At 66.8% G+C, this 15,603-nt stretch carries 7 protein-coding genes; 3 read left to right on the top strand and 4 right to left on the bottom strand.

Going from position 1 to position 15,603, the window contains the following annotated elements:
- Positions 1-136: 136 nt before the first annotated feature.
- The gene (locus CXZ10_RS13615) at positions 137-4,762 is read right to left on the bottom strand and encodes a 2-oxoacid:acceptor oxidoreductase family protein (RefSeq protein WP_101289896.1); all 4,626 of its coding nucleotides are present in this window, start codon (positions 4,760-4,762) and stop codon (positions 137-139) included.
- A gap of 819 nt (positions 4,763-5,581) precedes the next feature.
- On the opposite strand from CXZ10_RS13615, the gene CXZ10_RS13610 reads away from it, so the two are divergent.
- From CXZ10_RS13610 to CXZ10_RS13600, 3 genes are read left to right on the top strand one after another with little or no spacing between them, the layout of a single operon-like run.
- A complete protein-coding gene (locus CXZ10_RS13610) occupies positions 5,582-5,815 on the top strand; it encodes a FeoA family protein (protein ID WP_101289895.1) in 234 nt (77 codons plus the stop codon).
- On the top strand, positions 5,815-8,205 hold the full coding sequence (gene feoB / locus CXZ10_RS13605) for a Fe(2+) transporter permease subunit FeoB (protein ID WP_101289894.1): 2,391 nt from the start codon (positions 5,815-5,817) through the stop codon (positions 8,203-8,205). The genes CXZ10_RS13610 and feoB overlap by 1 nt, the downstream gene beginning before the upstream one ends.
- Before the next feature lie 5 nt (positions 8,206-8,210).
- Positions 8,211-8,456, top strand: coding sequence for a FeoC-like transcriptional regulator (locus tag CXZ10_RS13600; protein WP_210199932.1), 246 nt, complete (start codon positions 8,211-8,213; stop codon positions 8,454-8,456).
- 76 nt (positions 8,457-8,532) lie between these two features.
- On the opposite strand, the gene trxA is transcribed toward CXZ10_RS13600, so the two are convergent.
- From trxA to addB, 3 genes are all read right to left on the bottom strand, one after another.
- Positions 8,533-8,853: a thioredoxin TrxA gene (trxA, locus tag CXZ10_RS13595; protein ID WP_101289893.1), complete on the bottom strand. Its 321-nt coding sequence runs from the start codon at positions 8,851-8,853 to the stop codon at positions 8,533-8,535.
- Between the two features lie 191 nt (positions 8,854-9,044).
- Positions 9,045-12,542 carry a double-strand break repair helicase AddA gene (gene addA / locus CXZ10_RS13590; RefSeq protein ID WP_101289892.1) on the bottom strand — a complete coding sequence of 1,166 codons (3,498 nt, stop codon included), beginning with the start codon at positions 12,540-12,542 and terminating at the stop codon, positions 9,045-9,047.
- Positions 12,539-15,601, bottom strand: a complete 3,063-nt coding sequence (gene addB / locus CXZ10_RS13585; RefSeq protein ID WP_101289891.1) for a double-strand break repair protein AddB — start codon at positions 15,599-15,601, stop codon at positions 12,539-12,541. The genes addA and addB overlap by 4 nt, the downstream gene beginning before the upstream one ends.
- Positions 15,602-15,603 lie beyond the last annotated feature (2 nt).

Genomic DNA, 15,603 nt, shown 5'->3' with positions numbered 1-15,603 from the left:
CCTAATATGATATTAAGAACCATGATCTTCGTGGTGCCACGTACTTCGACGTAGATCATGTTAATTCTAACAATAGCAATAATGAAAAGGGCCGCCGGTTACCCGGCGGCCCGATCATCTTGGACTTAAAGGCCGATTACTCGGCTGCGCTCGCGGCGCCCTTCAGCGTCTCGATTTCGGCCACGGCCTCGTCGTAGCGGCTCTGCAGGGCATCGAGCTCGGCCTGATGGGCCTCGTCGAGCTTGGCAGCGTCGATACCGGCGAGGTTCTGCAGCGTACGCCAGAAGCGGCGGCGCTCCTCGACCAGGCGAACGATCTGGGCCGGCACCGGGAAGCGGATCAGCTTGCCCTTCTTGACTTCCCAGATGAACGGGATCTTGCCGACCCGCTCTTCTTCGCTGAGGTCGATGAACTCATCGATCGACACGGCATTGTTGACGTCATCGGCAAGCGGCTTGCCGGTGAACTGCTTCTTGAAGCGGCCTTCCTGGTGGGCGAAGTGGGCCGGGGTGAGCGGCACTTCCTTCGTCTGCTCGTTGCCGTCGGCGTCCTTGTAGGTCAGGACGAGGGTCGTCCAATCCTGCTCGACGTCGGGGTTGCCGTCCAGCGAGAAGCGCTCCTTCAGCACCGAGCCACCGTCCGGATTGTGGACGTAGACCGGGCTGACACGGCTCTCGACGGCGAGGCGGGCATGCTCGCTCGACACGTCGTCACCGATGCCCTGCTCGCCCTGGCAGGGCGTGTAGACGTCGATGATGGCCGGCGACGTCGTCCGCGACAGGGCGGAGAGGACGTTCTTCAGGAAGTGACCCTGGATGGACGTGGCGGTCTGCACCACCATCACCGCCGGGTGGAAGGCGGCGATCAGGCCGAGTTCCTTGCGGTTGTCGGTCTTGCCGGCATGCGCCGCGCCATAGCGGGCGAGGTCGGAGTCCTGACCCACCAGCGAGGAGGTCGAAGCCTGGCCACCGGTGTTGGAGTAGACGCCGGTGTTGACCACGATCACCTTGATCGGCGTCTTGGTCGAGAGCAACCGCGACAGCGCGCCGAAGCCGATGTCGTAGGTGGCACCGTCGCCGCCGATCGAGAACACGGTCGGCAGGCGGCCGAGCTCGGTCTCGGTGAACTGCTCCCAGCCGAAGGTGCGGAACATCTTGTCGTGGATGGCCGGGTCATACTTGTCGTCGAGCTCCAGCTCGGCAACGCGCATGGCCTTGAAGTTCACCAGAACGTCGGCGGCGATACCCTCGTAGATGCCCTTGGCGAGCGCGGGGGCATCCTGGAACAGGCTGTTGACCCACGGATCGCGGTAGGGGTTGTAGGGGAAGGTCGAGGAGTACACGCTGGAACAGCCGGTCGAGTTGGCAATCACCGCGGCGGCCGGACCTTCGCCCGTCGGACCGCTCTCCAGAAGGAATAGGTGGTGATTGATGGCCTCGAGCGACGACGTCAGACGGGCGACGCGAGCCTCGTCGGTGAGCGTCGACAGCTTGGCTTCGACCTTGGCGACCAGCGCTTCCACTTCGGCGATATGCTCCTTGCGGGCACGGCCCTGGAGAGCGTTGTTCGCCGCCATGATCAGGCGCAGCGCCGTCACTTCGCCACAGCCGCGGCAACCGCCGTGACCACCGGTCATGGCATAGTAGTTGTCACGGTCGAGGACGAGGCGCTTGGCGTTGGCACCGGTCAGCTGATCGGTGAAGCGCGACGGCGTGTTGGCCGTCTTGGTCAGGAACTCGAAGCGAGCCTGCAGCGTCTCGAGGAGCGCGTCGTCCTGCTCGGTCTGAACCAGGGCGTCGGAACCGCAGACGGTGGTGCATTCGAGACAGCCCGAGCACTTCCACGGGTCGAGGCCGACCGAGTAGAGGGCGCCCGAACCGGGGGCCTTCTTTTCGGCCTGGTCGAAGAACAGGCGGGTACGCGCCACCGGGAAGTTGGCGAGAACCGTCGTCATCTTGCCGAAGTCGAGGGCGAGCGACGCATCGCCGGCGGCGATGCCCGGGGCCACCTGAGCGAAGATCTCATGGAAGGCGCGAGCCTTCGGCTGAGCCTTGTAGACTTCGCGGATGGCGCTGGCGATGACCGGCGCCTTGGCGACGATCTCGGCGCGGCGGGCTTCCGACACGTCGATCTGGCGGGCGGCGGTGGCGACGAGATCGTCGATCTCGTGCACCGTCGACGGCATGGCGGCGTCGGGGCAGACCAGCGTGCATTCGAGACAGGCCGTGCACTTCTCGGCGTCGAACACCGGCACCTGCCGGCGGAACAGGCCCTTGTCCTTCATGGCGGCGGAACCGGCCGGCATGAACATGCCGGTGCCCGGCAGAACCGGCGACTCGCCGATGGTGCCGTCCCTGAACGGACCGGCCAGCACGTCCTCGTAATACTCGTTGTCGAAGATGCCAGCCGGCGAGTTGGTGTCGAGGCTGCAGATCGACGCCGAGATCGCCACCGAACGAGCCTGGGTCACCGGGGCATTGGCCTCGGCAGCCTTGAAGGTTTCGTCGTTGTAGGGGACTTCATGGGTCGCTTCGGCACCCTCGGCGATCACCGCCATGTTGCCGGCGACGACGGCGTCGCCCTTGGCGCCGAACTTCTTGGAGATCTGCTGACGCACCTTCTCCAGGATGGCGGCGCGGTCGGCACCGGCCGTGATGCGCTTCTCGTGGCCACACAGGGCACCGATGAAGGCGATGCCCATCATGCGGGTGGCGAGTTCCGGCGAGGGCGCGTTCTTGCTGGCGACGGCGAAGGCATCGACCACCAGGAACTTGATCTCGCGGTCGCGGATCGTCTTGCGGGCCGAGGCCGGCATGTCGAGCCACGCCTCAAGCGGCGACTTCGAAGTCTGCAGGATGAACGTGCCACCCTTGGCCAAACCGCGCAGCGGGTTGGAATGCGCGAAGACCTTGTGGTCCGGCGAGATGACGATCTCGACGTCCTCGATCTCGGCATTGGTGATCTTCACCGGCTCCGGCGACAGGGTGATGTAGTAGTTGGTGGGCGCGCCGGACTTCTCCGAGCCGTACTTGGGAGCGGCCTTGGAGTAGAGGCCAAGGGCGCCGGCCAGGATATCGGTCAGGAGCTTGCCGGTGGCGATGGTGCCGTAGCCGCCCACCGAGTGGAAGCGCACGCGGAAGGCATCTTCCGGGAGGAGGCGCGGATTCTCGCCCGTCTCCAGAGCCATGAACTCGGTCTGCGGATAGGCAGCCTTGAGCTTGGCCTGGACCTCGCTCATGCGAGCATTCGGGTTCTTGGAGAAGAACTGCGAACCGAGATAGACGAACGGGTTGTTGCGGGCCGCTTCCATGTTGTCGAAGGCCGCAACAATGTGGCGCGACTGCAGGTCATGACCACCGAGGCCGAAGATGGCCGTGGTGACCTTGGGCAGCTTGTCGATGGCAGGAATGCCCTCGTGGCGACCGCCGTCGGCATTCTCGCGGGCCTTGAACAGGGCCTGGGTGACGAAACCGGTCAGCGCGGTGTCGTCCGAGCGCTCGAGCACCGTGACAGCCTTCTTGCCGGCGATGGCGGCGATCAGCTCGGCGGCCGGGAAGGGCTGCAGCAGCTTGATGGCGATGGAGCCGACCTTGCGGCCCTTCGAGCGGAGATAGTCGACCACGGCTTCGACGTCGTCGGTGACCGAGCCGAGGCCGATCATCACGTAGTCAGCGTCGTCGGTCTTGTAGCACTGCACCGGCGAGTACTGACGGCCGGTAAGAGCGGCGTACTCGTCCATCGCCTGCTTGACGAACTTCGGCACGTCCACGACGAAGTGGGTGCGATGGTCGGCAGCGCCGGACTGGAAGTCGGGCTGGTTCTGCACGCCGCCGGTCAGGCCGGGGTTGTGGATGTCGACCAGCGCCGGAACGAGCTGACGGGTGCCCTTCTCCCAGGCGTTCAGCCACTGGCGCTTGAACTGGGCCTTGAACTCGGCCGGGACCCACTTGGCAGCGGCCTCGATCAGCTTGCCCTCGTTGTCCGCTTCGATGGCGGCCTCATTGGCGTCGAGATAGGCCTTGAGCGCGGTGGCGTCGGCGGCGACGAAGGCGTCCTTCTTGCGGACAAGCCACTGGCGCAGCTGATAGGCGCGGCCCTTGGCGCCGAACAGGATTTCCTGGGCGACGGTCGGGCACTTGATGCGGCCGGTGGGATCGCCGAGGAATTCCTTCAGCAGCGCCGGCTCCGGCATCTTGGCTTCCGACAGCATGTGCGACGTCGCGAAGCCGTCCATGGCATTGGCGACCGGCACCAGCGACAGCGCCGACACCTTGTAGGAAATGGCGGCGAGGTCGGCCGCTTCCTGCGGGTTGGCACCGAACAGGATGGTGTAGCCGGTGGGCAGCAGCGAATAGACGTCGTCATGGCCGGCCATGACGTTGAGCGAGTGCTTGGACACCACGCGGGCGGCCACCTGCAGCACGAAGCCGCCGGCCTTCTTGCCGACGGTCACATAATGCGACTCGAGGCCGTAGAGGATGCCCTGCGAGGACGAGGCATTGGAGATGAACTTGCCGCCGGTCAGTGCGGCGCCGAGGGCGCCCGACTGGGCCGAATGCTCGCCTTCCGGCTCGTAGAAGAAGGGGTGGCGGCCCCAGACGTTGCAGCCGCCGCCGGCGCGGAAGCTCTCATAGATTTCGGAAATTTCGGTCGAGGGCGTGATCGGGTAGCCGATGACGCCACCGCATACGTGGCCCATGACATGGGCAACGGCGCCGTTGCCGTTGATGACCGTGGGAAGACCTGGATATTTCGCGCTCATTTGCTGCATCCGTCCTGCTGCATCTGGTGATCCTGTCCGCCCCCGTCCGATCAGTCACTGGTCGAGGTTCGGGCAACGATACGCCGATGTTCAGCTGCCGATGGAGTTCTGACCTTGATTTCAGTCAAAACTATACGAAACTTACTTGGGCTTCGGTGTTGTTACCGATGGACCCTTCTGCCGTTATAAAGGCGCTGCAGCGCTTTGTCGTAAGTACTCAACCGGGGACTACGTGGAACTGCGAAGGTTTTACTGCTATGCGTTTTTTGCAGGGCACCTTCCACGCGACAAACCCGCCCATCACCGAGCGATCCAGCCAACCCATTGCCGGTAAAACGGAAAGTTCGCGAGAGCCGACGGTATGTTCGCTCATCGATGACTATGAACGTGCTTTTCCCTCCTTCCCGACCCTTGAGATGAGGACAGTATTCGACAAGAGATTAATCGGTTTATCTATGTGCTATTGTCTGGTAAGAAGCGCCGTCGCCGTGTTGCGGCCAAAAAGTACACTCGATTAGCCAAGTTTGAGCCGAGGAAAATTCGCCTCTAGGGGCGAATTCGAGCTGGCGTTTTTCTGTTCCATAAATCTTCGTTGGTTCTACTCACAGTCTCGATGACTGTACTGCTGGATTTGTCTACTCGATTTGGCAGGATTTGCGTAAATTATCCGGCGTCTCCGTAGCATTGGTTAAGCCTAAGGTCGAATACGAATTGAGGCTTATCTGCACGGGGACATATACAGTTGAGACTGAGTTGCAGTGTCGAAGCTGCCGGTAGGCTCGTCTGGCCGGGCGGGGCGCTTGCTTGGAGTAGGCGAGAATGGGTCTTTCGATCGAGACAATGAAGCCGGGCGACAGCGCTCGCGTCACCGGCCTGGTCGCCGGAGACCGCGGTTACCGGCAACGCCTCCTCGCCATGGGACTGACGCCCGGTGCAGTGTTTGAGGTCCGCCGCAAGGCGCCGCTTGGCGATCCGATCGAGATTTCCGTTCGCAACTTCACCCTGACCCTGCGCAAGTCGGAAGCGGCCATTCTCGAGCTGGAGGCCGTTTGATGGCCGCGGACACCCCCCTCGTCGTCGCCGTCGTCGGCAATCCCAACTGTGGCAAGTCCACCCTGTTCAACGCGCTGACCGGTTCCACCCAAAAGGTCGGCAACTGGCCCGGCGTCACCGTCGAAAAGCGCGTCGGCCGCTTCGTCCTTGATGGTCAGCCGGTGGATGTTGTCGACCTGCCGGGCGTCTATCTGATCGGCAGCGCCGACGCCGGCTCGCAGGATGAGCGCGTGGCGCGCGACTTCGTCATGTCCGGCGAGGCCGACCTCGTCCTCAATATCGTCGACGCCTCCAACCTCGAACGCAACCTCTACCTGACCACCCAGCTCATTGAGCTCGGCGTGCCCATGTTGGTCGTCCTGAACATGATGGACATGGCAAAGGCCGATGGTGTGGAGATCGATATCGATGCGCTGTCGAAGCGACTTGGCTGCCCGGTCGTTCCGACGATCGCAACGCGTGGGCTCGGCCGGCGCGAGCATGCGCACCATTCCGGCCATCATCATGGCCATCATGGTCGTCGCAGCGCCCTCAAGGCGGAGATCGTTGCCGCCGCCCGTGCCGGATTACGGCCGATCGCCCGGCCTGAGCAGGATCCGGCTGTAACCGCCGCCGTCACCGTTTTGGCACCGCTCGTTGCCGATGCTGCCCGCGCCGCGAAGGCCGATCCGGATTGGGTGGCCCTGAAGCTGATCGAAGGCGATACGCTCGCCGAAACAATAGCCGGGCCGAGCCTGGTTGCCGACATTGATCGAGCCCGGGCGGCCATCGAGGCGGCGACCGGCGAGGATGCCGATATCGTCATCGCCGACGGCCGCTATCGCTTCATCGGCGAACTGATGGCTGGCGTCTTCCGGCGCACCCAGCGGCTGTCCGCCTCCCTGTCGCAGATGATCGACCGCGTGGTGCTCAACCGCGTGCTGGGCGTGCCGATCTTCCTGTTCGCCATGTATCTGATGTTCCTGTTCACCATCTCGGTGGGCGGGGCCTTCATAGATTTCTTCGATCAGGCTTTTGGCGCCGTCTTCGTCGACGGTCTCGGCGAGCTGCTCGCCGCCCTCGGTACGCCGCCGATCATCGAAGCGGCTCTGGTCGGCTTCGGCTCGGGCATACAGACGGTGTCGACCTTCGTGCCGATCATCGCCTGTCTGTTCCTGTTCCTGTCCTTCCTCGAGGACTCCGGCTACATGGCCCGGGCCGCCTTCGTCATGGACCGGGCCATGCGGGCCATCGGCCTGCCGGGTAAGTCCTTCGTGCCGCTGATCGTCGGCTTCGGCTGCAACGTGCCGGCCATCATGGCGACCCGCACCCTCGAAAGCCGTCGCGACCGCATCATGACGTCGCTGATGGCGCCCTTCATGTCCTGCGGCGCCCGTCTGCCGGTCTTCGCGCTGTTTGCCGCCGCCTTCTTCCCGGTCAGCGGCCAGAACATCGTCTTCGGCCTCTACATCGTCGGCCTCGCCTTCGCCGTGCTGACCGGTCTCGTCCTGAAGTCGACGCTGCTCGACGGCGAGCCGACCCGCTTCGTCATGGAACTGCCGCCCTACCACATCCCGACCATCCGCTCGGTGGCGGTGCAGGCCTGGCAGCGCCTGCGCGAGTTCATCCTTCGCGCCGGCCAGGTGATCGTGCCGATCGTCATGGTGCTTTCCTTCCTGTCGGCGATCGGCACCGATGGCAGCGTCGACAGGGACAACACCCGTGGCAGCGTGCTGGCGGTGGTGAGCCAGGAACTGGTGCCGGTGTTCGAGCCCATGGGCGTCACCCGCGACAACTGGCCGGCCGCCGTCGGCCTGTTCACGGGCATCTTCGCCAAGGAAGCGGTAATCGGCACGTTGAACGCCCTTTACGAGCAGGTAGGGGTTGAGGGAGCCGCACCTGCCGCCGCACCGGCCGAGGAGGAACTGAGTCTCGGAGACAAGCTTCTCGGCGCGCTCGAGACCATCCCTGAGAACCTCGGCGCGCTGGGCGGCAGCCTCGTCGATCCGCTCGGGCTCGACGTCGGATATGTCGATGATAGCGCCGCCGCCGCCGAACAGTTGGAAGTCAGCGGCTCCGTCTTCGGTGCCATGCAGTCGCATTTCGGCGGCACCGCCGCCGCCTTCGCCTACATGCTGCTGATCCTGCTCTACACGCCCTGCGTCGCCGCGCTCGGCGCCATGCGCCACGAGATCGGTGGCAAGTGGACGGCCTTCGCCACGGTTTGGACGACGGTCGTCGGCTATCTCGCTGCCGTTTCCTTCTATCAGGCGGCAACCTTCGCCGCCCATCCGGCAAGCTCCACCCGCTGGCTGCTGATAACGGCGACCATCTTTGTTGCCGGTATCGCCGTCATGTGGATGGCCGGTCGGGCGCGCGGCCGCTCGTTCGCCGCGCAGCCGGCGGAGTAACGACGATGATGACCCCGTCCACCGTCCGCGACTACATGAGGGAGCGGGGCAATGCCTCGCTTGCCGACGTCGCACTGCATTTCGATGCCGCCGAGGACGCCGTTCGCGCGGTTCTCGACCTCTGGGTCGCCAAGGGCAAGATACGGCCATTGGCAGCCGGCGCCGCCTGCTCCAGGGTCGGCTCCTGCGGCTGCTCCTGCAAGGCCGAGGAGATCTTCGAGTGGGTGGGAGACCTGCGGCTCGCAGGCTGATCAACCCGCCAGATGACAAAAAACCCCGGCTCCGCATCGCAGAGCCGGGGTTTTGTTTTGATCAACGACAGAGCCGTCAGATGGCGGCCTTGATCCAGGCAGCGAGATCGCTCTTCGGGGCGGCGCCGACCTTCATGGCCGCCGGCTCGCCGTCCTTGAAGATGATCAGCGTCGGGATCGAGCGGACGCCATACTTCATGGCCGTATTGCCGTTTTCGTCGACATTGAGCTTGGCAATGGTGATTTTGCCGTCGAGCTCGCCGGCGATCTCATCGAGCGCGGGGGCAATCATGCGGCAGGGGCCGCACCACTCGGCCCAGAAGTCGACGAGGACGGGGGTCGACGAGCCAAGCACGTCGGTGGAGAACGACTGATCGGTGACTTTCTTGGTCGACATGGCGGACCTCGCGAGATGGACGACGCGGCACCGACTCATGGCCGGGCCGCGCCTGTTGCCCGAAAGCTAAGGAGCCTGCCCCGCAGCGTCAAGCGCGGCGGAAGCATGGGGCCGCGACACCGTCGGCCCGGTGGGATCCCGCCGCCTGGTAAAACAAAGGGTTAGGCGAGAGGGCCCTACGGACTTTTGCTCTAGAACGCGTCGTCGGTTTCGTTTTCGTGATCGAGAGGCAGGGCACCGGCGTCCATGTTTCGAAGATAGCCGGCAAGTACCGCGTCCAGCGTGGCCGATGCGACTTCGTCAAACCGGGCGGCCGCCGTCCACAGGATCGCTGCCCGCACCGGCCGGTCCGGCCAAAGGCGGCCAAGCACCGCGCGGTAGAGCGCGAGCTGCAGGATATAGGTCTGCGGCACTGTCTGTGGTGGCCGCGCCGCCGTCTTGTAGTCGACGATCATCACCGCGTTCGGCTCGACCAGCAGCCGATCGACGCTGCCGCTGACGGCGATGGGCCGACCTTTTGGGGTCGTGACGCTGCCGGCAATCGCCGCTTCGGCGCGGGCGGCGGGTGAGAACAGAAGCGTGAGATCCGGGCGGGCCATCAGGGCAACGATGCTATCCGCCAGCGCTGTTCGCTCGCTGTCCGGAAGATCAGGAAGAAGGCGGGCGAGATAGTTGTCGGCTGCCGTGGCGCGGGCGGCTGGCTCGATGTCCGGCAGCAGCTCGAACAGGCGGTGCAGCACGGTACCTCGCGCCGCTGCAACCGGGTCGAAGGCGCGTGCCGACGCTCCGGCTTCACCCGTCGCACCGGCGCGTGAGGGCGCAACGCTGGCAGGCTCGGAAGCGACGTCAGTCACTTTGCGGGTCAGCCAGTCGGGCAACGGCGCCGGTTCGCCGACGGCCTGACGGGTCGATCGAGGTGGGGCAGGCGGATCTTCGTCGCTTGCGCGCCAGCGCCATGCGACGACGGTGCCCTCGGCATCCTTCACCGTTTCGGCGTCGCTGCCGAGCGCCGCCTCGACGAGGCCGTGCCAGCGGCGGTCGACACCCTCGTCGGCCCCCTTGATGCCGGCGACGATCAATCGGTCGCGAGCCCGCGTCAGCCCGACGTAGAGCAGGCGCCGGTACTCCTCCTCCTGCGCGGCGATGAAGGCCGCCGCCGCCGCCTCGACGGGGGCCGGGCGGAAGGCGCCGCTCTGCCGCCAGACGATCGGCGGATTGGGGCCGTCGCTGACGGCCAGCACGTCCGGCAGGTTCTTCTCGCTCGCCGGCTTGTCGCCGGGGTCGATCAGGAACACCACCGGTGCCTCCAGTCCTTTCGAGCCGTGCACCGTCATGACGCGCACCTCGTCGCGCTCGGCATCGAGTTCGCGGCGGATCCGTTCGCCGCCTCGGGCGAGACGATCGACAAAGCCGTTGAGCCCGGCCGTCTCCTCGCCCTCATAGGCCAGCGCCAGGGTCAGCAACTCCTCTATGACTTCGTCGGCCTCGCGGCCGAAGCGGGCGCGATAAGCGGCTCGCCCGCCGTCAGGTCCGACGAGCTTCGACAGGAAAGCGAAAGGCTCGCCCCGATCGGCGCGGCTCATCCAGAGCGCGACGGCGGCGCGCAGCGTCTCGGCGTCGACATCCCCTTGAGCCGCCTGCTGCCGGACGGCGTCCCAGAGAAGGCCCTGACGGCCATGGGCAAGGCGGAACAGCGCCTCCTCCGAGAGGCCGACGAGCGGTGACTTCGCGACGGTGGCGAGCATCAGGTCGTCCTCGGGCAGCAGCGCCACTCGGGCGGCCGCCAGCAGGTCCTGGGTGACGATATGCCCGACGACGTCGAGCCGGTCGGCGCCGGCCACGGCCACGCCGCGTTGCTTCAGGGCCCGGTTGACCGCTTCCACGAAGGCGCCGCGCTTGCGGACGAGCACCAGGATGTCACCGGGCCGGATCGCTTCGCCGGTGGCGTCGAGGCGGGCGCCGGAGCGCAGCCAGCCCGACACCTCGTCGGCTATGCGGCCGGCAAGGCGCACGGCCGGACTGGCGGTGGCGGCGGTGTCGACCGGGTCCTCCCAGTTGCCGGGCGGCGGCGCCGGCAGCTTTTCGACGGCCGGCCACAGCTCGACGAGGCCGGGCTCGCGGCCGCGCATCGTCTCATGAACGGTGGGGCCGGCATCCGTGGAAAGGCCGGCGTGGGCCTCGGGGTTGCGAAACACGGCGTCGACGGCGCCGACCACCGCCGCCGTCGAGCGGAAGGACAGGGTGAGGCGAAGATCATGGACTGGCAGCCCGGCCTCGGCGAGACGGCGCCCGAGCGTCTGGCGCGTCAGGCCGAACAGGTGTGGCGCCGCTCCCTGGAAGGAATAGATCGACTGCTTCTCGTCGCCGACCGCGAACACGGTGCGTGGGCGGCCGTTGCGCGCTCCTTCGCCGGCAGAGAATTCGCCGGTCAGGGCCTCGACGATCTGCCACTGACGCGGCGATGTGTCCTGCGCCTCGTCGACCAGCACATGGTCGAGGCCTTCGTCGAGCTTGTATTGGACCCATTCGGTGGCGTCCGAACGCGACAGGAGAGCGGCGGCCCGCTCGATCAGGTCGTCGAAGTCCAGGAGGCCGAGCCGTGCCTTCTTGGCTTCGATGAGCCCGATCAGCCGGTCGGCAAGACGAAGCAGGGCCGCGCTGCGCGTGCCCCAGAGCGTTGCCGACAGCGCGCGTTCCAAGCCGACAAGCCGCTGCGCCTCCCGCTCGAAACGTTCGCCCGCTTCCGGCAGCGCGTCGAGAATATCCTTGGTGAAGGGCCGTTTGCGCGCCTCGCCTTTCGCCGTCAGGAACAGGCCGCGCCAGAGCGGGCGTCGCGCCTCGGGGTCGATTGTGGCCAGTGCGGTGCGGAAGCCGTCGGCGAGCGTCGCCATGGATTTGGATTTCGAGCCGTCCATGGCATCGATAAGCCGGCTTAGGAACGGGCCGGAAAAGTCGGGCGATGCCGACATGTCCCGGACAAGGCTTTCTCGGCTGGCACCCGCCGGCGCGCCCAGCGCCTGCGGCAAGGCGACAAGCGCCTCATCGACTGAAGCGTTGCCGGCGAAGAAGGCCGCGAGGTCGTCGCGCGCGGCGACGACGGCGGAGAGCGCCCGATCGAGCGCTTCGTCGCCGGCAATGGCCACCAGTTCGGAGAGGGCCCGTCCTTCCGGACTGTCGGGATGGGCGGCGCAGGCCGACAACAGTTCGGCCCTGGCTTCGGCATAGAGGTCGGCGGCACGGGCGTCATCGAGCACGCGGAAGCGGCCGTCGAGACCGGCTTCGAGCGGAAAGCGCTGCAACAAGGCTTCGGCAAAGGCATGGATCGTCTGGATCTTCAAGCCGCCCGGCGTTTCGATGGCGCGGGCGAACAGCCGCCGAGCCGGCGCCAGCCGGTCGGGCCGCACCGGCTTCCCTTCGAGGTCGGACAGAACATGGGTCAGTTCGTCGTCGGTGAGGCCGGCCCAGCGGCCGAGTTCGTCGAAGATGCGGCCCGACATTTCGGCCGCCGCCGCCTTGGTGAAGGTGAGGCAGAGAATGCGACCGGGATCGACGCCGTCGAGCAGCAGGCGGATCACCCGTCGCGTCAGCACCCAGGTCTTGCCGGACCCAGCATTGGCCGACACGAAGGCGGAGGCCGCAGGGTCGGTGGCGAGAAGCTGCGTCTGACGGGTGGCGGCCGGAATCTTCATTCCTCGCCTCCGTCGTCCGCGACGCTCCACTCGCTCACCCGTGCGAGATGGTCGTAGTCGCCACGGTCGGTGGTGCGGAACGGCCGGGCGCGCGACAGGTAGCCGCGCTTGGGATCGGCATAGGCACGCGCCAGGCCGCGCAGGCGCATTTCCGCCTCGGCGATCGTTTCCTCCAGCGTCACCGGATCGCCGCCGCGCGGCGCATGACCCGTGTAGCTCTCGATCTCGTCGCGCCCCTCAAGGCCGCGCAACACCACATGCACCAGTTCGGCCGCCTCGCGCGGGCCCGACAGGCGCGTGAAGCCTCCATGGCGGGCGATCACCGCCTCAAGCGGCAACTGCGGCGTCAGCTGGGCGGCAATCTGTGCCGCGGTCGGCGCCCGGCCGGTCTTGAAGTCGATGATGGTGACGCGGCCGTCCTCTTTCACGTCGACCCGGTCGGCGCGGCCTGTCAGCGTGAAGCTGTCGGTCACCGGGAGGCTACCCTCGATTTCCGGATAGCGAGCCAGCGGCGCGCGCTTGGCCTCGAACTCCAGCACGATGAAGCGGGCGAGGGCCTGAAATCGCGGCCACCAGAGCGCATGCACCTCCGGATGGGCGGCAAGCGTCTCGGAAAAGCGCTGACGGCCGAACTCGATCAGCGCCGCAACGGCTACCTCATCCCAGGGCCCCGTCCAGTGCTCCGCGAAGTCGGCGAGGATGCCGTGGACAAGCGTGCCGCGCGTGCCGAAGTCCGGCGTCTCGCCGAAGCCGTCGAGCGGCCTGAGCTTCAGGATGCGCTTGGCGTAGATGGCGTAGGGGTCGCGGATCAGCGTTTCGATGTCGGTGACCGGCAGCATATGCGGCCGTGCCGCCAAGGGCGGCTCCGGGTTGGGCCTAGCGGCGCGCGGCAGCGGCTGCCGGTCATCGAGCCGGCGCGCCCAGTCGAGAAAGCGGCCGCCGCGCGCCTCCATCGCCTCGGTTCGCGCCGGGCCGATCAGGCTGGTCAGGCGTTGGAGAAAACGGGTCGGCACGGTCGGTGCGCCGCCGCGCCGGGCCGAGCGGATCAGCACGGTGTCCGGCGCGCCGAGGGCGGCGGCGAAATCGTGCGCCGACAGGCCGATGCGGGTCTCCGGCGGGCTGAGGCCGAGGCCGGCGCGCATCGGTCGCGACAGCCAGGCGCCAGTGTCGGTGACCGGTGGAAAGACGCCCTCATCGAGACCGACCAGTACCAGCCGGTCGGTGGGCAGCAGGCGCGCCTCGATCGGGCCGGTGGCCATGACGCGGGCCTGGCGGCTCGGCGTCAGCACCAGGACGTTGCCGATCAGCGCCCGCAGAACCGGAGCGAAGTCGGCGCCGGTGAGTGCCAGACCGGCGTCGGGCGTCTGGAGGTGCTCATCGACGATCGACAGAAGCTGCCGCTCCGCCCGGGTCGGATCGTCATGGTCGTCCGCGGCGCGGCGGGTGACGTGGTCCAAGGTCTCACGCAGCGCGCCGAGAAAGTCGGTCAACGTCGGCGTCGGCTTAGCTGCCGCCGCAACGAGCGGCGCCATGGCCTCGCCGAAGGCGGCGGCAAGAGCGAGGGCATCCGCGACGAGTGCGGTGTCATCCCTCGCCTCGGTTTTTTCCGCCAGTGTCTGCAGCGCCTTGGTGATCGCCGCGACACCGCCGGCAAGGCGTGGGCCGCGCAGCACCTTGCGGGAGATCAGCCGGCCGGCCGGCCGGACCCGCGATGGGGGCCAGCCGAAACGCGCCTCCGGATGGCCGAGGATGGCGGCTACCTTCACCGGCGGGAAGTCTTCGGCCGCCGCTTCGACGAGAAGCAGGGCGAGCTGGCCATAGGGCGTTTGCGGCAGCGGCTGGCCGGCCGTGTCCTCCACATCGATGCCGAAACGGTCGAGCTCGGCCACGACGCGGCGGATGATGGTGCGATCGGGCGTGACGAGGATCGACCGCGCCTCGGGGTTCTCAAGGCATTGGCGGAGCGCGATGGCGGCGGCGAGCGCCTCTTCGGCTTCGTTGGCGGCCACCGTCAGGCAAACGTGGGCAAGCGCCGCCTCCGTTACCGCGGCATCGGCATCCAGGGTGGCAGCATGTTCGGGCCAGCGGTCGGTGACGGCCGCCGGCACCAGGGCTCGCCGCACAATGTCGACACGGGCTGCCAGAGCCGGCTTCGGCGCACCCAGTTCCCCGATATCCTGACGTTCGATGCCAAGCCGCTCGACGAGCCGGTTCATGGTGTGCTCGGGATGGGCGCAATCGAACACGCTGGCGGCTACCGTGTCGGCCGGCGCGCCGACATCGAGACCCGGCAGCACCAGCGCACCCTCGGGAAGCGCCAGCACGGCGGCCATCAGGTCGGCCGTGCTCGGTACCGAACCGGTCGAACCGGCGATGATCACCGGACCGGGCGGCGGCCGGGTCTGCCAGCGGGCTATGGTCGCCTCCACCATGGCGCGGTGAAAGGCGCCAGCGCCGATCTGCCCGCGTTCGGCGATGGCGGCGGGCAGGGTCTCGGTGGCGATCCGGAGAAAGTTTAGCGACAGCTGCCACCAGGCCGCATAGTCGTCCGGCACCAGCGTGTCGAGTTTGTCCCAGTCGACACCCTCCAGTTCGGCCTGATCGAGGAGCGCCAGAAGGTCGGCCGAGAGATTGAGTGCCTCGGCCGGTGAGCCCGGCACGGCCACCGGCTGACCTGAAGGAGTCAGCAACTGATCGCTCGCCACGCGTTCGCGCCAGCGGGCGACGAGGCGCGCCAGCATCAGCCGCCGTTCGGCGGCGGCGATGACCGGCGGCAGATGCAGCGCCTCCGGCGCCAGGAGATCGTCCTCGGCCTCCAGCACGTCGGATATGGAAAGCACGCGCGGCAGCATTGTCGAACCGCCGCCGACGGCCTCGCGAAACGCCTGCCTGAGCGCCACCCCGGCGCGGCGGGTCGGCAGGTAGATGCTGACATCGGCAAGGTCGAGGGGGTGATGGCGATAACTGCGCCCGGCAATCAGATGGCCGTCGAGCAGAGCTTCGGCCAGCGTGGCGAGGAAGGGCGCACCGGGATGGATGGTGAAGACGCGCCCGGCCATGG

This window comes from Pleomorphomonas diazotrophica (assembly GCF_002844595.1).
Lineage (GTDB): Bacteria > Pseudomonadota > Alphaproteobacteria > Rhizobiales > Pleomorphomonadaceae > Pleomorphomonas > Pleomorphomonas diazotrophica.
Note: the sequence above shows the minus strand (reverse complement) of the source record. Positions and strands in the feature narration are given on the sequence as shown.